This window comes from Cecembia sp., assembly GCF_007126775.1.
Lineage (GTDB): Bacteria > Bacteroidota > Bacteroidia > Cytophagales > Cyclobacteriaceae > Cecembia.
The window spans coordinates 1-19,957 of record NZ_SLAP01000187.1; the positions used below are offsets into that span (position 1 = coordinate 1).

The 19,957-nt window shown below is 40.3% G+C and carries 21 protein-coding genes; 12 read left to right on the forward strand and 9 right to left on the reverse strand.

Features of this window, described 5'->3' with window-relative positions:
- A partial coding sequence (locus QZT73_RS12325) for a DNA translocase FtsK 4TM domain-containing protein (RefSeq protein WP_291788429.1) occupies window positions 1-1,052 on the reverse strand: 1,052 nt, incomplete at its 3' end.
- On the opposite strand from QZT73_RS12325, the gene QZT73_RS12330 reads away from it, so the two are divergent.
- Entirely contained in the window at window positions 1,051-1,272 is a 222-nt protein-coding gene (locus QZT73_RS12330) for a hypothetical protein (RefSeq protein WP_291783766.1), read from the forward strand. The genes QZT73_RS12325 and QZT73_RS12330 overlap by 2 nt on opposite strands.
- On the opposite strand, the gene QZT73_RS12335 is transcribed toward QZT73_RS12330, so the two are convergent.
- The 4 genes from QZT73_RS12335 to xerD form a co-directional block, all read right to left on the reverse strand.
- Complete coding sequence (locus QZT73_RS12335) at window positions 1,265-2,314, reverse strand: quinone-dependent dihydroorotate dehydrogenase (RefSeq protein ID WP_291783767.1); 1,050 nt, start codon at window positions 2,312-2,314, stop codon at window positions 1,265-1,267. The genes QZT73_RS12330 and QZT73_RS12335 overlap by 8 nt on opposite strands.
- Window positions 2,315-2,472: 158 nt before the next feature.
- A complete protein-coding gene (locus tag QZT73_RS12340; protein ID WP_291783769.1) occupies window positions 2,473-3,120 on the reverse strand; it encodes a hypothetical protein in 648 nt (215 codons plus the stop codon).
- Entirely contained in the window at window positions 3,117-3,806 is a 690-nt protein-coding gene (locus QZT73_RS12345) for a hypothetical protein (protein WP_291783772.1), read from the reverse strand. The genes QZT73_RS12340 and QZT73_RS12345 overlap by 4 nt, the downstream gene beginning before the upstream one ends.
- A gap of 188 nt (window positions 3,807-3,994) precedes the next feature.
- Window positions 3,995-4,906 (reverse strand): site-specific tyrosine recombinase XerD, encoded by a 912-nt coding sequence (gene xerD / locus QZT73_RS12350; protein WP_291783775.1) that lies wholly within the window; start codon window positions 4,904-4,906, stop codon window positions 3,995-3,997.
- Between the two features lie 365 nt (window positions 4,907-5,271).
- On the opposite strand from xerD, the gene aroQ reads away from it, so the two are divergent.
- The 8 genes from aroQ to QZT73_RS12390 all read left to right on the forward strand — a co-directional run bounded on the left by aroQ (window position 5,272) and on the right by QZT73_RS12390 (window position 13,631).
- The gene (aroQ, locus tag QZT73_RS12355; protein WP_291783776.1) at window positions 5,272-5,694 is read left to right on the forward strand and encodes a type II 3-dehydroquinate dehydratase; all 423 of its coding nucleotides are present in this window, start codon (window positions 5,272-5,274) and stop codon (window positions 5,692-5,694) included.
- Window positions 5,695-5,696: 2 nt separating this feature from the next.
- The gene (locus QZT73_RS12360; protein ID WP_291788431.1) at window positions 5,697-6,752 is read left to right on the forward strand and encodes an aminotransferase class V-fold PLP-dependent enzyme; all 1,056 of its coding nucleotides are present in this window, start codon (window positions 5,697-5,699) and stop codon (window positions 6,750-6,752) included.
- A gap of 2 nt (window positions 6,753-6,754) precedes the next feature.
- A complete protein-coding gene (locus QZT73_RS12365) occupies window positions 6,755-7,339 on the forward strand; it encodes a MarC family protein (protein ID WP_291783781.1) in 585 nt (194 codons plus the stop codon).
- A 63-nt stretch (window positions 7,340-7,402) separates the two neighbouring features.
- The gene (gene rnhA / locus QZT73_RS12370) at window positions 7,403-7,870 is read left to right on the forward strand and encodes a ribonuclease HI (RefSeq protein ID WP_291783783.1); all 468 of its coding nucleotides are present in this window, start codon (window positions 7,403-7,405) and stop codon (window positions 7,868-7,870) included.
- Between the two features lie 15 nt (window positions 7,871-7,885).
- Complete coding sequence (locus QZT73_RS12375; protein WP_291788433.1) at window positions 7,886-8,599, forward strand: methyltransferase; 714 nt, start codon at window positions 7,886-7,888, stop codon at window positions 8,597-8,599.
- A gap of 92 nt (window positions 8,600-8,691) precedes the next feature.
- A complete protein-coding gene (locus tag QZT73_RS12380; RefSeq protein ID WP_291788435.1) occupies window positions 8,692-10,149 on the forward strand; it encodes an IPT/TIG domain-containing protein in 1,458 nt (485 codons plus the stop codon).
- Window positions 10,150-10,159: 10 nt separating this feature from the next.
- On the forward strand, window positions 10,160-12,553 hold the full coding sequence (locus QZT73_RS12385) for a TonB-dependent receptor (protein ID WP_291784654.1): 2,394 nt from the start codon (window positions 10,160-10,162) through the stop codon (window positions 12,551-12,553).
- A gap of 4 nt (window positions 12,554-12,557) precedes the next feature.
- On the forward strand, window positions 12,558-13,631 hold the full coding sequence (locus QZT73_RS12390) for a DUF4249 domain-containing protein (protein WP_291784655.1): 1,074 nt from the start codon (window positions 12,558-12,560) through the stop codon (window positions 13,629-13,631).
- 2 nt (window positions 13,632-13,633) lie between these two features.
- On the opposite strand, the gene QZT73_RS12395 is transcribed toward QZT73_RS12390, so the two are convergent.
- Window positions 13,634-14,965, reverse strand: a complete 1,332-nt coding sequence (locus QZT73_RS12395) for a saccharopine dehydrogenase C-terminal domain-containing protein (RefSeq protein WP_291788437.1) — start codon at window positions 14,963-14,965, stop codon at window positions 13,634-13,636.
- A gap of 135 nt (window positions 14,966-15,100) precedes the next feature.
- On the opposite strand from QZT73_RS12395, the gene QZT73_RS12400 reads away from it, so the two are divergent.
- The 3 genes from QZT73_RS12400 (at window position 15,101) to QZT73_RS12410 (ending at window position 16,749) form a co-directional block, all read left to right on the forward strand.
- Entirely contained in the window at window positions 15,101-15,583 is a 483-nt protein-coding gene (locus tag QZT73_RS12400) for a cytidine deaminase (protein WP_291784657.1), read from the forward strand.
- Window positions 15,583-16,224: an alpha/beta hydrolase gene (locus QZT73_RS12405; RefSeq protein WP_291784659.1), complete on the forward strand. Its 642-nt coding sequence runs from the start codon at window positions 15,583-15,585 to the stop codon at window positions 16,222-16,224. Before QZT73_RS12400 ends, QZT73_RS12405 begins: the two co-directional genes overlap by 1 nt.
- A gap of 84 nt (window positions 16,225-16,308) precedes the next feature.
- Window positions 16,309-16,749, forward strand: a complete 441-nt coding sequence (locus QZT73_RS12410) for a UPF0158 family protein (RefSeq protein ID WP_291784661.1) — start codon at window positions 16,309-16,311, stop codon at window positions 16,747-16,749.
- Between the two features lie 25 nt (window positions 16,750-16,774).
- Here the strand turns inward: QZT73_RS12410 and QZT73_RS12415 are convergent, their stop codons facing one another.
- The 3 genes from QZT73_RS12415 to QZT73_RS12425 are packed head-to-tail and all read right to left on the reverse strand — an operon-like array spanning window position 16,775 to window position 19,903.
- Window positions 16,775-18,082, reverse strand: coding sequence for an ABC transporter permease (locus tag QZT73_RS12415; protein ID WP_291784663.1), 1,308 nt, complete (start codon window positions 18,080-18,082; stop codon window positions 16,775-16,777).
- Window positions 18,075-18,977 (reverse strand): ATP-binding cassette domain-containing protein, encoded by a 903-nt coding sequence (locus QZT73_RS12420; protein WP_291784665.1) that lies wholly within the window; start codon window positions 18,975-18,977, stop codon window positions 18,075-18,077. Before QZT73_RS12420 ends, QZT73_RS12415 begins: the two co-directional genes overlap by 8 nt.
- Before the next feature lie 38 nt (window positions 18,978-19,015).
- Window positions 19,016-19,903, reverse strand: coding sequence for a hypothetical protein (locus QZT73_RS12425; protein ID WP_291784667.1), 888 nt, complete (start codon window positions 19,901-19,903; stop codon window positions 19,016-19,018).
- Between the last annotated feature and the right edge of the window lie 54 nt (window positions 19,904-19,957).

Below are 19,957 nucleotides of genomic sequence, written 5' to 3' on the forward strand. Positions count from 1 at the left end.
AGGTTTTTTATTTTATAAATTTTTACACCTGGGTCAGGAACAATTTCATATAAGGTGACAGTCGGGCCAATCGTCGCTTTAATTTCCTGTATGCCTATTTTAAAATTGACCAGGGTTTCGACAATTTTGTTTTTGTTTTCCTCCAATTCCTGTCTGGATACCGTGACTTTTTGGAAATCGTACTCATTCAATAAATCCAAAGTCGGGTATTGGTAATGGGGTAGATCGAGTTTGGGGTCGTATGGATCAAGGTTTTCAACTGCATCGGCAGATTTCTCTTCACCGGCCTGTGTGACCACCGAGAATTTTTTTTCCTCCTTGACCTCTTGAACCTCAGGTAAATTTTCAGGTAGATCCTCTGCACCCTCTACATTAAATATGGGAGAGGGGACGGGTGTTTTTGATTTGTTGTCTTCCTTATTGATTGTCCAGGAGTTGCCATCATCTTCAAGCACTGTCTCATCATCCAGGTCCAATTCATCTTCTTGGTCATGGACTGGGTCTTCCTTCCTTTTGTATGCAGGCTCTGACAAATCCTTAGATAGGTCTTCCTCTTCTTCTTTGCCAGGGGAAGAGAACCAGTTGAACTGATCAATATTGAAAAAGAAAACGATAAATATTAATAAAGAGCCTACAATCAGTATGAAAGTACCCCAGCCAAGAAAGTTTTCAGCCAAAATTCCCAGCTCAATACCAAAACCGCCACTCAGGTCACCCAAGCTATGGTAGCCTTCTGATTTTTGTACAAGGTAACCAGTCAACAAGCAAATCCAGAAAGTGAAAAACAAGGCAAAAGCCAGGTATCTTGAAAGGGAGTAAATCAGTTTTTTGAAAGCGACTTTAACGCCAAGAATGAAAATAAAGGGAGGCAGCAAAAAAGCAGCGATTCCAAACCATTTATGGATGAAGAGGTGTGAGACCTGCGCACCCCAAAAGCCCAGCCAGTTGCGGGCTTCTTCAGCAGTACTTCTAAGGTCTTGATCCATAGGAGAGACAACAATGTCCTGATCTGCCTTTCCTTCGAAAAGGTAACTTACAAATGCAAAAAGCATGAAAACGGACAAGGAGATCAGAATGATGCCAAATGTCAGGGGAATTCTTTTATCTTGGACAAAGGACATCGAAAACCATTTTCTATTGCCTGACTTTGTCTTTGATTTTGGTTCGTTCTTTTTCCTAAAAGTATTTGTTCTGGGTGTCTCTGAAGCCATTTTTGATGCAGTCAGTCTCTTTTTTGAATTGAAGATAATCGAAATTTATGGATTTACTTGACTTGTTTTTCCAAATATTCGGCCAAACCTTTTTTTATTCTTCTTACCATTGCGGGTCCCTCATAAATCATGCCTGTATATACTTGAACCAAAGAGGCACCTGCTTTGATTTTATCAATGGCATCTTGGGCAGTGAATATTCCCCCTACACCAATGATAGGAAAAGAATGATTGGATTGGCTGGCCAGGTATTTTATTACCTCTGTACTCCTTTTGGCAAGTACCTTGCCGCTAAGCCCTCCGGCACCCATTTTTTGCACCATTTCAGCCTTGGTCTGCAATTGGTCCCTGTCAATGGTAGTGTTGGTGGCAATTACCCCGTCAATGTTGGTTTCCTGCACTATCTCTATGATATCATCCAGTTGGCCTACGGTAAGGTCCGGTGCAATTTTTAGTAGGATAGGCTTGGGTTTATTTTTTTTGACATTGGCCTGCTTGACTTCCGTAAGCAGTTTTTTCAAAGGTTCTTTTTCCTGCAATGCCCTTAAATTAGGCGTGTTAGGGGAGCTCACATTGACCACAAAGTAATCCACATAAGGGTGTAATACTTCCAGGCAATACAGGTAATCCAATACGGCGTCCTCATTCGATGTGCTTTTGTTTTTACCGATATTTCCACCAATGAGGACATCGGAATTTCTTTTTTTCAGTCTTTTTACGGCATCTTCTACCCCTCCATTATTGAATCCCATACGGTTGATCAAAGCTTCATCTTTGGGTAGTCGGAACAATCTTGGTTGGGGATTGCCCTCCTGGGGTCTTGGAGTAAGTGTACCGATTTCTATGAATCCAAATCCCAAAAGCGCCATTTCGTCGATCAGTTTGGCGTCTTTGTCAAAGCCAGCAGCCAAACCTATTGGGTTTTTGAACTTCAGGCCGAATACTTCTTTTTCCAATATGGGGTTTTCATAATGAAAAAGGGATTTGATTCCTGGCCGGATTAGGGGAAGGTTAAAAGTTCTTTTGATCCAGGAAAACGTAAAATGATGGGCATTTTCCGGATCTTTTTTAAAAAGAATGGGTTTGATAATCGATTTGTACACGCTGCATGAGGTTAATGACGCCAGCAAAATTAAACGTTTTGGATAAAGTCTGGGAATAAAGTTTGAGGATCTTCTGAATTAACCTGCAATTCAATAGCTTGACACTTGAAATCAAATATTTTAAGGTCTGGAGAATAGACTTCTTTTGTTGTGGGACTCTAGAAGAAGAAATTCAAACCAAGGCCAAATTGAGAGATAAGGTTTAGTTTCAAGGTGCTTTGTTGGTTGATCGGAGATTCTTCCATCAAGTTAGTGCTTGTTGTGGTATTGTACTCGAATAGACCAGACTTTAATTCCAATCCAATGGTTTTGGAAACCATATAATGAAGCCCAAGTGATATCCCTGCGTGCCAGCCATCACCTTTGGTATCGTAGAACTTACCATCGGAATCTTCAAAGAATGGTCTTTCCCAGATCCTATTTCCATATCCTTCCAGGAAAAACGAAAATTTCTCGTCCAATACCATAAACTTCCTGATAAAGATTCCCGCGTAAAAATCCCTTGTAACAGTTCTAGCCCCGGAGTAACCTTCCATCGAAAGGGCATAGGTGCCCCTTCCCATTCCTCCATGGGCACCTACAGCTAAATTGTCCTGAATAAAATAACCAAGCCCGGGAAGTATTGTCCATACATTCTCCGTTTGATTGTCCTCATTTGGAAATTGCGGATTGATAAATGTTCTGTCAGTACTAACGCGATTGATACTGACATTACCTCTGCCCATGAAAGTACCTTTTTCGAATTGGGCAAAGACCAAGGTCTGGGACAGGATCAATAAGAGGGGTATGAGCAGCATCTTTTTCATTTATTCCTATTGATAAAAAAGTTGACCCCCAAAAAAACAGAAGTAGTATTCAAATCTACATTGAAATAAGAAGAGGAGATTTCTGTACTCCATCCTGGTGCTCCGGAACTTTTGGATTCATTCCAATTGAATCCAAAATTTATCGGAACTACCTGCAGTTCTACGGCTATCCAAGGCGTAGGAAAGAATGCCAATCCTGCACCAATTTGATAGTCCCACCTACGCACATTGCTTTCAAAAACCAGTGTACTGTTATTCTGATCAATGGAATTTTCTTGGTTACTACTCAAAAAGGCTGTGCTGAATTGTCCAAAGAATGCAAGCTTTTCCTGAATCGGGAAAAACTTTCTGGCAAAAGCCCCGGCTCCTATGTCGTTTATTTCTAATACACTGGTAGAAGGTGAGGGGGGCATGACTTCTACTTTACTATTGAAACTGGAAAACCTACCTTCTAATCCGACTACCCAAGTATCAGAAATAAAATAACCGACCCTCGGGTTTAAAGTAAATGTTCTTATTTCGTCTTGGCTTGCTGCACTGAAAAAATCGAAAGCTTCAGTATTTGAACGGTTGAAGTTTAGGGAGCCTCCAACCATTAAATTTCCCTTTTGGAGTTGGGCAAAAAGGGATGGTGTGTTGGCAAAACCCAGGATGATAGCAATGAGGGTTGTAAAAATTTTCTTCATAGACAGATCAGATGTAATTGGTAGATTTTTAACGTTAAGTTCAACTAAAAGTTTTGCTTTTATAGCAGTTCATTTCCTGACGCGCTGTTTCCACAGTCGTGTTTTATCCTAGTTATTGTTTTATGGAAAATTGAAAACTTTTGAAGAGGCGTTTTACAGGATATGCTGGGAATTATACTGAGTCCTTTCTACTTCCGGGGATGGAATTCATTGAGAACCTGCCTCAGGTAATCCCTGTCCAAATGGGTGTAAATTTCAGTGGTGGTGATGCTTTCGTGGCCCAACATTTCCTGAACAGCACGGAGATCAGCACCCCCTTCAATCAAATGGGTGGCAAAGCTGTGCCGAAAAGTATGGGGACTTACATTTTTTTTCAGCCCTATCGCTTCTGCTTGTTTTTTGATAATCAAAAAAATCATGACGCGGCTGAGTTTTTTTCCTCTTCTATTCAAAAAGACAAACTGCTCATGCCCTTTGGCGGGCTGCATTTCTTTCCTGAATTCTTCCAGATAAATGTTTAAGTATTTTAATGCATCTCTTCCTACCGGAACAAGCCGCTCCTTATTCCCCTTTCCTATTACGCGTAAAAAACCAACATCCGCATAAATATTTCCTATTTTCAGATCAGTCAATTCGGAGACCCTTAAACCGGAACTGTACAGCATTTCCAAAATTGCCCTATTCCTATGGCCTTCAGGTTCTCCAAGAGGAATACTTTCCAGGATTTGGTTGATTTCTTCATAGCTTAAGGTGTCAGGCAATTTTCTGCCAAGTTTGGGCGTCTCCAAAAGTTGTGCAGGATCTTCAGTGATTTTGTCCTCATACATGAGAAATCTGTAAAAAGCCTTAATGCCTGAAATAATCCTTGCCTGGGTATAGGCTGATATTTCCAATGCTGCCAAGCCATTCACAAAATACCGGAGATGTTGCAGTTTGACCGCTGTGGGACCCACTTCAGGAAAGTTATTTTCCATGAAACGGCTGAATTTATGCATATCTTGCCGGTAGGCAAGAATGGAGTTTTTGCTCAAGGACCTTTCGATTTTCAAATGATGCTCAAACTGCCTGATCAGGCTCTCCCAGTCCCTTCTTTTTTCCATCTTTAATCCCGATCGGGGCTAGTAAATCTACCTTTCAAAGGATTGATTTTATAACTGAAGCAAATAAATGTAAGATAAACCAGGTTGAATACTAAAAAGCCCATTAAGGATAAAAAAACATTTGGGTTTTCAGCTAACCAAAAGTAATGAATTACTCCCGGAATAAGTCCAGCTATAGCGCCTGAAAGTGCCAATGATTTAAAGGTCATTTGTTTCTTATTGCCCATAAAATGCAATATTGAAAATATCACATGAAAGATACACATTCTATTCAAAAAAATAAAAGCCTGAGTTATTGACTTAGTTTGGGCAATCTCCCAAATAACTGATACTTTTGTGGATTCATACCAAACAACCAATTAGCCTTGAAAATCATTGTCATCAATGGGCCTAATTTAAACCTTTTGGGAAAAAGGGAGCCTGAAATTTATGGGAATACTTCATTTGAGGATTATTTCCGGATACTGAAGGAGAAATTTCCTCAAATAGCGCTCAGCTATTTCCAAAGCAATATTGAGGGAGAGCTGATCAATAAAATCCATGAAGTGGGCTTTAGTTTTGATGCCATTTTGCTGAATGCAGGGGGCTATACCCATACTTCTGTGGCGATATCTGATGCGATTGCTGGAATTAAAACTCCCGTACTTGAAGTGCATATTTCCAACATTTACAAAAGGGAGGAGTTCAGGCACAAAAGTATTATTTCCAAAGAATGCGTAGGAATGATTTCAGGATTGGGACTGAAAGGTTATGAGTTGGGTATACATTATTTTCTTAATCAATATTAAACATGATAACATTTGCACCGGGACCTTCCAAAGTGTATGATAAGTTGCCTCAATACATGCAGGAAGCCTATCAACAGGGAATATTAAGCGCCAATCACAGGTCTGCTGTTTTTATGAACCTGTATCAGGAAACAGAAACCCTCATGAAGGAAAAACTGCATCTTCCCGAAGGATACCGGCTTTTATTTACTTCATCAGCTACTGAGAGCTGGGAAATCATCAGTCAATCCATAGTACAATCTTCCAGTTATCATATTTTTTCAGGATCCTTTGGCAAAAAATGGTTCAATTATGCCAAACACATTGCACCGACTTCTTTTGCCCACATTATTGCTGCTGAAGACACCATTGATATAGAGGGCTTGCAGATTGGTGAAAACTTTGATCTGATTGCAATCACGCAAAATGAAACATCCAATGCCACCCAGGTAAGCAATGCCAGCATTGCCGCCATTGCCAATAAGTATCCTGAAAAGATGATTGCGGTGGATACTACTTCTTCCATGGCTGGAATAGAGTTGGACTTCAAGTTAGCGGATATCTGGTATGCATCCGTACAGAAGTGCTTTGGGCTACCTGCTGGACTAGGTGTTTTATTGGTTTCTCCCAAAGCCATTGCTAAAGCCAAGGACAAGGGGGAAACAGGCAGGTACAATAGTCTCAATTTTATGTTGGAAAATGCGCAGACTTACCAGACACATTATACCCCAAATGTCTTTGCTATTTATTTGTTGAAAAGGGTCCTGCAGGACATGCAGGAGATCCAACATGTGGACCGGATTACAAGAGAGCGTATGAGGAAACTGGAGGATGCCATAGCCAATACCACTAAGTTTAGGCTTTTGATCCAAAACCCCGAAGCCAGGAGCAGTACGGTCCTGGCGGTGACCGGTAGGGAAGAATTTATCAGCCAAATTAAGAAAAATGCTGAAAAAGAAGGAATGCAATTGGGGAGTGGTTATGGTCCATTGAAGCCTTCAAGTTTTAGGATTGCCAATTTTCCGGCCATCACGGATCAGGAAATGGAGCGATTGATAACCTTCCTCAAAACCTATTAGTCATGTTTGATCTCAAGGAAATATTTTCAGTTACGCTGATATTATTTTCGGTGATAGATATTTTGGGCTCCGTTCCCATTATCATCAATCTCAGAAAAAAAGTGGGGCATATTCAATCAGGAAAAGCTACTTTGGCAGCTGGCGTCCTGATGCTCTTATTTTTGTTGATCGGAAAATCTATTCTTTCCTTATTCGGTATCGGGGTGGAGGATTTTGCCATAGCGGGAGCCTTGATTATTTTTGCATTGGGGGCTGAGATGATTTTGGGGATTGAGTTGTTTAAACCGGATCCGGAAGCATCTACCACATCGGCATCCATTGTACCCATAGCTTTCCCTTTGATTGCAGGCGCAGGTACTTTGACCACTATTTTGACCCTTAAGTCAGAATTCAGCCAATGGAACATTGCTGTGGGCATTATTATCAATTTAGGGATAGTCTATGCGGTTTTGAAGAGTACCAACTGGCTGGAAAGAAAGCTTGGCAAGACAGGATTGGACGTTTTAAGGAGAATTTTCGGAATTATTCTATTATCTATCGCCATTAAGATTTTCAAAACAGCATTGTCGGGAAGTGAATTGTTGTGATTTCTTATCCGGGTAAACAATTTGTTATGCAAGACTTGTCAATTAATCCTTTTTCTTTGTGCCATGATTATCATTCATACAGATGGGGCAGCCAAAGGCAACCCAGGCCCTGGGGGCTATGGTGTGGTTCTTCAATACAAGCAGCATAGGAAAGAACTTTCTGAGGGATTCCGGATGACCACTAATAACCGGATGGAGCTATTGGCTGTCATTAAGGCCCTTATGGAGATCAAGGTAAAAGGGATTCCTGTTACCATCTACTCAGACAGCAAGTATGTGGTGGATGCTGTGGAAAAGGGTTGGCTTTGGTCTTGGCAAAAAAAAGGTTTTAAAGACAAAAAAAATCCAGATTTGTGGCGCCAATATATCCCATTACACATGAAATATAAACCCAAGTTTATCTGGGTAAAGGGCCATGCTGGCCACCCTGAAAATGAACGCTGTGACCAATTGGCAGTATCAGCTGCCGAAAAACCTCATCTTCCTCCCGATCAGGGCTACGAAAATCCAGATGAGGGATCTATGTTTTAATCTGCTTTAAAAAAAATGTCCCAATCATTTTTTCAGTTCAAACAATTTGGAATCCACATGGACCGCTGTGCCATGAAAGTGGGTACAGATGGGGTAGTATTGGGCGCATTGGCAGGAGAGGAAAAGGCTAAAAATATGCTAGAGGTAGGTATTGGAACGGGAGTCATCTCATTGATGATAGCGCAGCGTTACGGGTCACTTGAAATTACGGGTGTTGAAATAGACATAGATGCTTGGGAACAGGCAAGTGAAAACGCCAGCCAATCGCCTTGGTCAGAAAGGATCAAATTCCTTCACCAGTCTTTTCAAGAATATTCTGACAGCGTATCTGAAAAATTTGACCTTATTGTAAGTAATCCACCCTATTTTTTCAATCACCTAAAATCCGTTGATCCGAAGAGAAATATGGCTTTGCACCACGAGAATTTGAGTTTTTCCGAATTGGTATCGGGAGTCAGAAAACTTTTGGCGCCAAAAGGAGCTTTTTGGTTGATTTTGCCTCCTGAAGGGATGAGGCAAATGGAGAAAATTGCAGCTGATCAGGGTTTGTATTTGAATAGGCAGATTTTTATCAGAGATAGGGCGTCAAAACCGATTTTGAGAACTGTTGGCCGCTTTTCTTTTTTACCTGAGAAAGAAGATGGTTCTGAACTCCTAATTAAGGATCAAAATGGCGCATATTTAGCCGCTTATTCCACCTTATTGAGAGATTATTTGCTGATATTTTAAGTTGGGTAAAAAAAAGAAAACACTTTTTCGTCTAAATTTTTTTTAAAACAATAATCAGTTAATTTTAGCACTTCTAAAAGTATAAAGTTAGCATGAAAATAAGATTTTCTGTTGTTTTATCCTGTCTTATTCTATGCGGGATTTTGTTTTTTTCTTGCGAAGAAGATTTTGATTTTAATCCCGCTGTGGTTACAGAAGATGTAATTTTTGCAAGTGGAGAAAGGCTGAGAATTTCAGGAAGAATAATAACCAACCAAAGGATAGAGGCAATTGATCATGGTTTTTTTGTTGCTGACAATCCCTCATTCAATCAAAGTATAAAAGTATCACTTGGGGATAGGCAGGAACCAGGACGATTTCTAGGAGAAGTATCCGGTTTGAATATAGATACAAAATATTACGTCAAGGCATTTGTTGATCTAAGTGGAGAAGTTCTTGAGGGAAATACCATAGAAATCCAGACGCTGACCCCTTCAGCATTTGATTTCACGCCCAATAATGGCCCGGATGGCTCTGTAATCAGTATTTCAGGCAAAAATTTCACAACTGATACTGAGGTTTTTTTTGGAGCAGTCAAAGGAGAGGTAATTGGGATCGATTTTGAATCAGTTCTTCGGGTGAGGGTACCTCCCATAGGTGATGAAGCTGTGGTTGCCATCAAGGTTATCAATCAAGGCAGGGAGATAATTCTCAATGGACAGTTCAGTTACAGAATAGGGCAATATACTAAAATTGCCAACTTTCCTTCCGCCATCAGGGTATTTGACGGGATATCATTACAGGAGGACAATATATTTTATTTTGGTAAAGGTTCGGACAGGGGGCAGGCTTTGAATTCAAACCTCTGGAGGTATCAGGTAGGAGATAGCAATTGGGAGCTGTTTGATTTTCCTGAGGGGGATTTTTGGAGGTCTTTTTCCAGCAAAAACTTTTTTGGTGGTGGGTTCAGCAGCATCATCTCGCCTCAGTCTCGCAGGGATTTTTTCCGACTTGAGAATGGAGTCTTTATGCCATTAGGGGATCTTCCCTTCAATGTAGCAGATGCAGCCGCATTTGAATTACAAGGGAATCTTTATGTGGCTGGTGGGTCATTGGGAGATATGATTTATAGGTATTCACCAGGTGATGTTGCATGGGAGATCGTGGGCAATGCGCCTTTTTCTATTGACTATACCCTGCTCAATTTTTCATATGGAAACCGGCAGTATTTTATCAATCAGGATAATAGTCGGATTTATGCTTTTGATGCGGTTACAGGTAATTGGGAATTTATTACGGTTTATCCAGGATCTTTGGGTAATGGGAGGGGAGTGGCTGTTGCTATCGGAGATAGGGCTATAATAGGTCTTGGTAATCGCTCATTACAGATGTGGGAGCTCGATTTGATCAACAATAACTGGATTCGGAAAAATGATTTTCCAGGTAGTGCAACTGAAAGAACAGAGGCTACCTTTCTTTGGGACGGTAAAATATATTTTACAAGAAGTGCAGAAGTTCAGGTGTTTGGAGTTCCAGGTGAATTTTGGGTTTTTGACCCATCGGGTTTCTAAATAAAATCATATGAGGATAATTTTATTTACAGCATTATTCATTTCTTTCACTTGTTCAGCATTTGCCCAGAGCAGAACGGTAGTGGGCCGTGATATCGGTGAACTGAAAAACCTTAAAATCAGTGGAAGAATTACGGATGAGATAACAGGAGAGGCGCTGGTGGGTGCCACCGTGACTGTAAGGGAAATCAATAAAACGGAAATAACCAATACCAACGGAAATTTTAATCTGGTATTGGACCGTGCTGAGTACATTCTTGAATTCAGGTATGTGGGCTATGAGACGATTGTATATCCCATAGTAGCGGTAGGTGAGGGAAGGATTAATATCACCATGATTCAGGAAGATTTTACCCTAGATGATGTGGTAATTTTTGGTAGGGACCCAGAGAAAAATATCAGAAGTACTGAAATGGGAGCGATAAGTGTCAGTATGAACACCCTGAAGGAGCTGCCACCATTTTTGGGAGAAGTTGATATTATCAGATCCGTGGCTACACTGCCAGGTGTTTCACAAGTAGGCGAGGCATCATCAGGTCTTAATGTAAGGGGTGGGGGTGCTGATCAGAACCTGATTATGTTTGCCGGCGCCCCAGTTTATAACCCATCCCATTTGTTTGGTTTATTTACAGCTTTTAACCCTGATGTGGTAAATGATTTCACCTTGTACAAGGCCATAATCCCTGCAAGATTTGGAGGAAGAGGTTCTTCTATCTTAGATATAGCACCAAAATCAGGAAGTCTTACCCAATGGGGGGGAGATTTGATGGTAGGGACAGTAACCGGAAAAGCATCAGTAAATGGACCAATTGTCAAAGATGTTGTTTCGGCACAGCTAAGTTTCAGAGGCTCTTATATTAATTGGCTATTGAATTCACTCAATAATCCGGAATTAAGGACAAGCCAGGCCAATTTCAATGATATCAATGGCATTCTATATGGAGAAATCAACGAGAACCATAATCTGACCTATAGCTTTTATAGAAGTTACGATGATTTTGCTCTAGCTTCTGATACGACCATATCCTGGACCAATCAAAGTCAGTCTGTACATTATTCCGGGAGGTTTGGTGAAAAGGCCGAGGTGGATTTGATAGGTTTTCATACCCTTTATGATTTCAGTATTTTCAATCAGTCAGGTATTAATAATTTTGACTTGGTGTCAGGAATTATTGATACTGGCCTCAGATTTAATTTTAGGTATAATTTCAGTGAGAGAAACAGCATCAGTTTAGGAGGGGATACCAAGAGAATTACCATTCAACCTGGTGAGTTGATCCCCGGGAGCAATGGTGAATCTGGCGTTCTTCCCCAAAAAGTTCAAAATGAATATGCCAATGAGTCTGGATTTTATTTTCAACATGATTTTGAAGTGGGTGAAAAACTTGGGTTTTCTTATGGGATTAGATATGACCTATATCAATATTTCGGTCCTAGGACCGTAAGAGAGTATAGTCCTAATCTGCCGATAAACAGTGGAAATGTTATTGGCGAGAGAACTTATGAAGATGGGGAATTGATTCAAACCTACGATGGATGGGGTCCCCGAATATCTATGCGTTATTCTATAGATCCTAAGACTTCCATAAAGGCAGGTTATAATAAAATGTATCAGTTTATCCACTTGATATCCAATACGGCCACTATAGCCCCTACGGATGTTTGGAAATTGAGTGATCAGTTTTTGAGACCTCAGATAGTTGACCAATATTCTCTGGGAATTTACAAAAACTTCAAAGGGAACATTTTTGAAACTTCATTTGAGGTGTATTACAAGGATATCCAAAATGTGGTAGAATACAAGGATGGTGCTAGGCTATTGCTTCAGAACAATTTGGAAACTGAAATTATTCCAGGGCAAGGTCAAGCTTATGGGGTAGAGGTGTATGTGAAAAAAAATCTAGGAAGGGCTACAGGTTGGGCAAGCTATACCTACTCTAGAGCCCTTAGAAGGGTGATTACTCCATTTGAGGAAGAAATTATCAATGATGGCAATTGGTTTCCTTCTAATTTTGATAGGCCTCATGATCTGACTTTGATTGGAAATTATAAACTCAGCTCCTTTACCTCTTTGTCAGCTACTTTCTTTTACAGTACGGGTAGGCCTGTTACTTTCCCTGAAGCAAAATTTGATTTTGCAGGCAATTCATTGGCATTTTTCAGAGATAGAAACCTTCAAAGAATTCCTGATTTCCACCGACTCGACCTGTCGCTTAATTTTAAGTTTGAAGGCAAAGGAAAATTTTATGATGGAGATTGGACCTTCGCTGTCATGAATGTTTATGGTCGTAAAAACCCTTTTTCCATCTTTTTCGCCGATCAGCCTGGGGCACCACCTCAGGCTTTCAGGTTAGCGATTTTGGGAGTGCCATTACCTACATTAAGCTATTCTCTTAAATTCTAAATCCATGCTCAAAAGGTTTATTCATTTATTTTATATCCTTTTCCTATTGCCTTTTTCCTGTATCGATCCTTACAATTTAGCTTTAGAAGAAGGAGAGCAATTATTGACTGTAGAGGGTTTCATCAATACAATGCCTGGCCCTCATGCTATCCGGCTGACACGTACGGATACTTATGGATCGGTATTTGAAGGGTTGATCAGGCCCATACGTCAGGCCCAGGTCAATGTGAGGGATTCGGAGGGGCTTGTTACATTTTTGGAAGAAGTAGAACCTGGTGTTTACCATACGCCAGTTGGTTTTCAGGCCCAGATAGGATTGAGCTATACTTTGCAGATCCAACTATTGAACGGAAGGCTATATTCTTCTTTTCCTGAAAAGGTAAACCCAGTAGCTCCGATAGATTCCGTTTCCATAAGAAGTGTGAGTGTAGCTACAGATAATCGGTTGCAGGATAGGGTAGGAGTGCAACTTTTGGCACATTTCAAAGATCCTGGAGATCAGAATAATTTTTATTATTGGAGAACTACTCCAGGGACTTATGTGGTGGTAGCCAATCCGGAATTATTTACCAATCCACCAAATCACCCTACCAATCCTAGAGGACCCAATCCGAAAGATTGTTGCGACATTTGCTACCTGACTGAAAATAACCGCATACAAAATTTTGCCATTGCTTCAGATGAGGACTTTAACGGTTTGGACACCAGACAGACCATTACCTTTATTGAGGACAATGGATCAAGGTTTAAAAGGACTTACAGGACAGAAGTATTACAAATGGGTATTACACAGAATGCACACCGCTTTCTGAGACTGGTAGATCAACAATTGAGCATTACAGGGAGCGTATTTGACCAGCCACCTGCCAATATCCGAGGCAATATGATCAGTTTGGATGACCCTGATGAGCTCGTCTTGGGTTATTTCATTGCAGCAGATGTTAAATCGCAGGTTGTGTATATCGATAACCAGGACCTGGAATTTCTGGCTACGCCAAGGATTATTGCTGATGACTGCAGAACGGTTCCCAATGCGACCCTGAATCCCCCTTCTTTTTGGAATCCACCCTCCAATTAAATTCAGCTTTCAAGCGTTGATTCTTTGAAAATTATTCCTTCTTCCTCAAGCTTATTGAGGATAGGGTTATAGAATTCGGCACTGATCGGTAGTCTTAAACCTCTGGACTGGATAGTTCCGTCCAAAAAAAGATCTACAGCCATGGCTAAGGGTAGTCCAACTGTTTTTGCCATTGCTGTATGCACCTGGTTTTCCCCTTTGCAGACCAAACTTGAGGTAATGGTTTTCAATCCTTCAGGTGTTTTAACTTCAAATAAATGCTGCATGACAATCATGTCTTTGTCATCGGGTTGTAGTGCCCATTTTCTTTCCAATAAATCCTGCAATAAACTGGCGGGACTGCCTTTGGTTTTGGACATGGGTATTTCTTCAAGAAGGCCCAACCATTTTATTTTCTCCATGATTTTTGCATTTACCGAAGGCAAAAGTTCATAGATTTTTTCTTCAATAGTTTTCGATGCATGGAATGGCAGGAAAGCATTGATAAACTCTCTAGCCGTAAAACCATCAGGTAAATCCATTTCAAAGGTATCGTCAGTCATGCCGAGTTGAACAAAAACATCCCAGCTCCCACAAAATCCAGTCCTTCTTAGCGTACCTCTCAAGAGGGTAGGAATATCTTGTAATCCATAAATCTTCCTGTAGGTCAAAGAGTCTCTATTGGGATAAGCGTCAAATCCACCAACTTCATCGAAGTGGACTTTTTCCAATCTTCTAAAGAGCATATGGTAGGGGATAAATTTGTATTTGCCATTGCGTATAAACCTGGACATTCCCTGTCCTGCTAAGACTACATTTCTAGGGTTCCAGGTGAACTTGTACTTCCATGGGTTGTCTTCGCTTTCAGGAGCAAGGACACCGCCCGTGTAGGATTTAAAAGCAGTTATTTCATGTCCTTTCTTTTTTTCATGATCAATTATCCGCATGGCAGACATATGATCAATTCCGGGATCCAACCCACATTCATTCAAAAAAAGCAGATTTTTGGAGGCTATTTCCTCCTTTAATCTGCGTAAATCTTCCGATTCATAGGAAGCGGAGAAAAAGTGTTTTCCTAGCTCAAGACAATCTTTGGCAATAAGCGGGTGTAAAAAAGCCGGAAGCATGGAGACAACCAAATCGGAGTTGGCGATTATTCTTCTCCTTGCATCCGTATCATCAATGGCCAATTCAACAGCTTTGCCAGCAGCGTGTCCATTTATTTTTTTCAAAGCAACGTCAAGTTGAAGATCGGCAACTGTAATTTCTCTATTTTTTTCCAGGGCAGACTTCAAAAGGTACTCAATCAAATAAGTGGAAGATTTGCCAGCACCGATGATCAGGATTTTCTTCATTTTATATTTTTCTATTGAATTGACAATACAAGTTGGGAAAAAAGAACCATGCTCAAAAGTGAGAAGGGATAAATTCCATGAAAAGTAACTTTCCGCTTTTTTTTTCGTTAATTCAAATCATTTTTAACTGGAAATATGCGCAAAAAGATTGAGATGAAAGTAGCGCTTGAGGTTTACCCCCCTCAAGAATGGTCTGAAGAAGATCGGGTACTGACTGAAATGGCAAAAAACATCATGCAACAGGCATATGCTCCCTATTCCGATTTTTTGGTAGGTGCAGCCTTGCTTTTGGAAAATGGAGAAAAGTTTGCGGCCAATAATCAGGAAAATGTTTCTTTTCCGGTAGGTGTTTGTGCAGAGAGGGCTGTGCTAAGTTATGCTACCGGCAACCATCCTGAATCCAGACCCGTAAAAATAATCATCGTTGCCAAAAAAAGGGCCTCAGATAGGTATGCAACAGTTACACCTTGTGGACTTTGTAGACAGACCATCAATGAGTATGAACTCAAGTTTGATAATGCTATCCAAGTCATGATGTTGCGACCTGATGGCAATCTTTTGGTAGCCAAAAATATTGAACAATTGTTGCCTTTTAGATTCAATGATTTAAATGCCTGATGAAAAACGCGATAAGATACGAGCATCAAGCCCATTTTAGAATTTCCCATTTGGTAAACAGGAACGAAAATGAAATACTTTTTGCCCTTCATGGTTACGGACAGTTATCTGAGTACTTTTTGAAAAAAATGAAGCCTCTGTTCCAAGAAGAGCGGTTGATCGTTGTTCCTGAAGCAACCAACCATGCCTATCTTGAGGGGTTTTCAGGAAGGGTAGGTGCGAATTGGATGACTAAACATGAGCGGGAGGCTGCCATTCAAAACAACAACAAATACCTGAATGCAATTTTGGATTCCATACTGGTCAAATACAATTACAGGCCAACTTTAAAAGTGCTTGGTTTTTCTCAAGGGGCGGCTACAGCTACCCGTTGGGTGAGCCAACTGACCATGCCTGTAGATACCCTCATTCTTTGGGGAGGAGGTTTTGCACATGATCTTAATCCAGAAAAATTCGGCAGCAAATTAAAGCAAAGTAAATGTTTCATCGCTTTGGGGGAGCAGGATGGCATGATAACTGAGGAGTCACTGCTTAAGCAGGAAGAGTTGATAAATTCCCTGAGTATCAAGGCCGAAAAGGTGCGCTATCCTGGAGGACATGATTTGGACACTGAGCTGTTGTCCCGCTTATTGAATATTTAGCTAGATATTTTAATGACAATAAAAAACTGTTTGATTTTAAGCTACAGTTAGTTAATTTTCTCAAAATTTTATGATTCATTTCAAATGCTTACCCTATCAGAAAAAGAAGTCGAGAACATAGCGGCACAGCTGCTCAAAGGAATGATCTGTTTTTATCAACTGGATAAGAAAAAACTCCACCACCTTCCCGACGATGAAGATTATTTCAATTATGATCTTACTCCAGAAGAAGAGGACATTCTTGACGAAATCGACGAGGATCCTGATAATTTTGCCGAGTTTACCAGAATGGAACCGGCTCAGGAGCATCAAATGATGGAGAATTTTGTGGAAAGAGTCGTGAAAGAGAGGAATTTTCAGGATGAATTATTCAATGCCCTGAGTAAGCCCAAAGCGGCCACAGCCTTCAAATTTTTAATTGACAGTTCAGGAAAGTACAATGAAAGGTGGAGCACCTACCGGCTGGATAAGTACAAAGATTGGGTGAAGGAGCAGGTTGACATTTTTAATGTTGCTGAAGAGTAAAATGTAACCGCCATTTGCGCTGCTTTTATGCAGATTTAAGCCATTTCCAGATTGTCTTATAGTTTATCTTGGTTCCATGAATAAGGATTCCTATGCGATAAATTTTCCCGGCAATCCATGTACTAAAAATGAATCCTATCACCAGGAGTGACATAGATAGTAGCAGATCAGAAAAGGGTATGCCATAACTCGCCCTTCCCATCATGGCAATAGGGGATGTAAAGGGGATTATAGATAGCCAAAAAGAGGCCTTGCTGTTAGGGTCATCCAATACGAAAATAAAGAGTCCTAAGTAGGCAATCAGTAAGGGAATGGTGATGGGGAGCATAAACTGTTGGGCTTCTGAGGGAGCGTCTATAGCGGCCCCAATGGCTGCAAATAATGCACCGTAAAGAAGGTAGCCCCCTAAAAAGTAAAAGATAAAGGTTAGTATCAATTGAAAGAAATTGATATTTTGAATTACCTGAATGGCTTGGTACAAACTGCTATTGGTAGGAAGTTGCTGGTTAAGTTCCGCACTGCCCATTTCCATCAATTGCTGCTGAGGCATCTGTAAGCCTAGGTAGCCGATCACAAACGTGGACAATGTGCCTATGAGAATAATCCAGATCAGAAACTGGGTCAGCCCTACTGCACCAATACCAATTATTTTCCCCAGCATCAATTGGAAAGGCCTGATTGAAGAAACAAGTATTTCAATAATTCTGCTTGATTTTTCTTCAATTACACCCTGCATGATCTGATTCCCATAGATGAAAATGAAAATATAAATCATAATGCCAGCCAGAAAGCCTAGAGCGTAATTGACCGTTGCATCGGCTATTTTTTCTTCTCCCGAAAAATCCAGCGTTACAGTTTGAAGGTTTACTTTGGTTCTATAAGCATCTAGTATATCCGGATCTATTCCGGCTTCATATAGTTTTTGTTCCTCAATTCTTCTTTTCAGGCTTCCTTCAATAAAAGAAGTCAGTCCCATACTAGGAGTCGAATTGCTATAATAGGTGATTCCTTTTGGATTGGAGATGTCCAGAGTAGGGATATAAATTAGCCCAAAACGTTCACCTTCCCTGACCATTCTTTTTGCATCTTCAAAAGATGTATTGGAAAAGGAGAATGCATATTGTTCCGAGCTTTCGATAAAAAAGAAGTTGTTTTCATCTACGACTTCAATGATACTCAGATAAGGCCTATCTACATCATCCAATGCAATCCATAGGAAGAAGCCCATAATTGCAGGGAATATAAGTGGGGTCAGCAAGGTGGCCAACAAAAAAGATTTCTTTTGGACCCTGGACAAGTACTCTCTCTTGATAACAAGCCAGACTTTATCCATTTTCGTGTTTTTTTACCTGTTGGATAAATATTTCTTCCATACTTGGTAGGATTTCTTTTAAGCCCACTACTTCTCCCAATTCCATTGCTTTGTGTAGGAGTCCATTGCTGCCTTCTTCCTGAAGAGGCACACAAAATGTGTCCACCTCTGTTTTTGAGATCAACTCCCAACCGGGAGGAATACTTTCAGCCATAAAGCCTTTTATTTTCAGTTCAAATTTGTTGGTCCGAAACTGGGTTTTTACATCATACAAGTGACCCGATAAGATCTTTTCTGATTTGTTAAACATGGCGATTTCATCACACAAGAGCTCTACAGATTCCATTCTGTGTGTGGAAAGCAGCAAAGTGACACCCCTTTCTCTCAGGGCCAATATTTCGTTTTTGATGAGTTCTGCATTGACTGGGTCAAAACCAGAAAAAGGTTCATCTAAAATCAGTAGTTCCGGTTCATGCAAAACTGCTGATATAAACTGTATCTTTTGGGCCATGCCTTTGGATAAATCATCAATTCGCTTATGTTTCCAATGGGCAATTTCCATTCTGTTTAACCAATTGTCCACTTTATATTGGGCTTCATTCGCAGACAGCCCTTTCAAACGCGCAAAGTAGATCAATTGGTCCCAAACTTTCATTTTTTTATACAGCCCTCTTTCTTCAGGCAGATAGCCAATATTTATGATATGTTCCCTTTTTAAGGGTTGATTTTTGAATAAAATAATTCCTGAATCAGGGTCTATGATTTGATTGATTATCCGGATAAGGGTTGTTTTACCGGCCCCGTTAGGACCTAAAACACCAAAAATTCTCCCTTTTGAAATGGAGAGACTTATATCACTAAGTGCTTTGGTACTCCCGTAGGATTTATTAAGATGCTGAATTTCTAAAATTTTCAAAGCCTTGGTTTTGGCTAAAATTAATAAAAGTTGGGGAATTATCTTATTGTCACCGAACCTACTGATACATCAATGTTTAAGCTCAACAAATCCTCAGCATTTTCTTTGTAGGATTTGTTAACGTAAGTCTTGTTGCCAATATCTTTCCAATTTTTAGGAATAGTTGTTCTGCACATCGCAGTGGATTTGATTTTAATAATGGTGGGTTGGCTATCGTTGAGAAACTGTAAATCAACTTTTCCTGCACCGACAGTGGCGGATACTTCGCTACCTTCAGACATCTTATCCGAAAAAATAAGGTTGAGGCTTCCATAATTGGCCTCAAATATCATGTGTTTGGCATTGGTAAAATTCAAGTGATTAGCCTGTAAAGTCCCCATATTGATACTTACAAGAATCGTGTCCATCTTCACGGAATTGGCCATTTTCTTACTGTAATCCAAGGAAATATCCGCACTGGCAGATTTGATAAGACAATTTGAAATGGGTAAGTGGGAAAGGTCAAAGTAGGCTTTACCTACGCCAAAATGAAAGTTCAAAGCGTATAGGTAATTTGAATTAAGGTTTATTTTCCAAGTGTGGTCAAAATCATTGTTTTGAACCGAAAAAAGCTTGTAAGAAAGGCTTTTACCGAGATTCTCGGATTCCACATTTCTATGGGTCAGTTCAGTTTTAAGGACCTGATCTTTTATTTGATGATTGAAGTCGGGAAGAATATTCACCTTGGAAAGCTCGCAGGTGATATGAACAGGTATATCTTCTATATGTCTTTTGATCTCAGAAATCCCCTTGTAAATATTGAAATCAACCTGAACAAGGTTGTATCCATGCTTTTCTTCTACTATAAACTCTTTGGACAATTGTGCCCATGCTCCCGCATTCCATCCATAGAATAGGCAAAATAAGAGTGAAAATCTGGTCAACATAGGGATAGATTACGGCAATTATACGTAAAGGTTTTGTTAATATAAAAAAAGCCG

What these genes read in the sequence shown, in the direction of transcription:
- QZT73_RS12340 (WP_291783769.1), bottom strand. Translation starts at nt 3,120, where the DNA reads ATGAAAAAGATGCTGCTCATACCCCTCTTATTGATCCTGTCCCAGACC.
- QZT73_RS12380 (WP_291788435.1), top strand. Translation starts at nt 8,692, where the DNA reads ATGAAAATAAGATTTTCTGTTGTTTTATCCTGTCTTATTCTATGCGGG.
- QZT73_RS12385 (WP_291784654.1), top strand. Translation starts at nt 10,160, where the DNA reads ATGAGGATAATTTTATTTACAGCATTATTCATTTCTTTCACTTGTTCA.
- QZT73_RS12365 (WP_291783781.1), top strand. Translation starts at nt 6,755, where the DNA reads ATGTTTGATCTCAAGGAAATATTTTCAGTTACGCTGATATTATTTTCG.
- xerD (WP_291783775.1), bottom strand. Translation starts at nt 4,906, where the DNA reads ATGGAAAAAAGAAGGGACTGGGAGAGCCTGATCAGGCAGTTTGAGCAT.
- QZT73_RS12410 (WP_291784661.1), top strand. Translation starts at nt 16,309, where the DNA reads ATGCTTACCCTATCAGAAAAAGAAGTCGAGAACATAGCGGCACAGCTG.
- rnhA (WP_291783783.1), top strand. Translation starts at nt 7,403, where the DNA reads ATGATTATCATTCATACAGATGGGGCAGCCAAAGGCAACCCAGGCCCT.
- QZT73_RS12390 (WP_291784655.1), top strand. Translation starts at nt 12,558, where the DNA reads ATGCTCAAAAGGTTTATTCATTTATTTTATATCCTTTTCCTATTGCCT.
- QZT73_RS12400 (WP_291784657.1), top strand. Translation starts at nt 15,101, where the DNA reads ATGCGCAAAAAGATTGAGATGAAAGTAGCGCTTGAGGTTTACCCCCCT.
- QZT73_RS12395 (WP_291788437.1), bottom strand. Translation starts at nt 14,965, where the DNA reads ATGAAGAAAATCCTGATCATCGGTGCTGGCAAATCTTCCACTTATTTG.
- QZT73_RS12360 (WP_291788431.1), top strand. Translation starts at nt 5,697, where the DNA reads ATGATAACATTTGCACCGGGACCTTCCAAAGTGTATGATAAGTTGCCT.
- QZT73_RS12425 (WP_291784667.1), bottom strand. Translation starts at nt 19,903, where the DNA reads ATGTTGACCAGATTTTCACTCTTATTTTGCCTATTCTATGGATGGAAT.
- QZT73_RS12375 (WP_291788433.1), top strand. Translation starts at nt 7,886, where the DNA reads ATGTCCCAATCATTTTTTCAGTTCAAACAATTTGGAATCCACATGGAC.
- QZT73_RS12330 (WP_291783766.1), top strand. Translation starts at nt 1,051, where the DNA reads ATGAAAACGGACAAGGAGATCAGAATGATGCCAAATGTCAGGGGAATT.
- QZT73_RS12345 (WP_291783772.1), bottom strand. Translation starts at nt 3,806, where the DNA reads ATGAAGAAAATTTTTACAACCCTCATTGCTATCATCCTGGGTTTTGCC.
- QZT73_RS12415 (WP_291784663.1), bottom strand. Translation starts at nt 18,082, where the DNA reads ATGGATAAAGTCTGGCTTGTTATCAAGAGAGAGTACTTGTCCAGGGTC.
- QZT73_RS12405 (WP_291784659.1), top strand. Translation starts at nt 15,583, where the DNA reads ATGAAAAACGCGATAAGATACGAGCATCAAGCCCATTTTAGAATTTCC.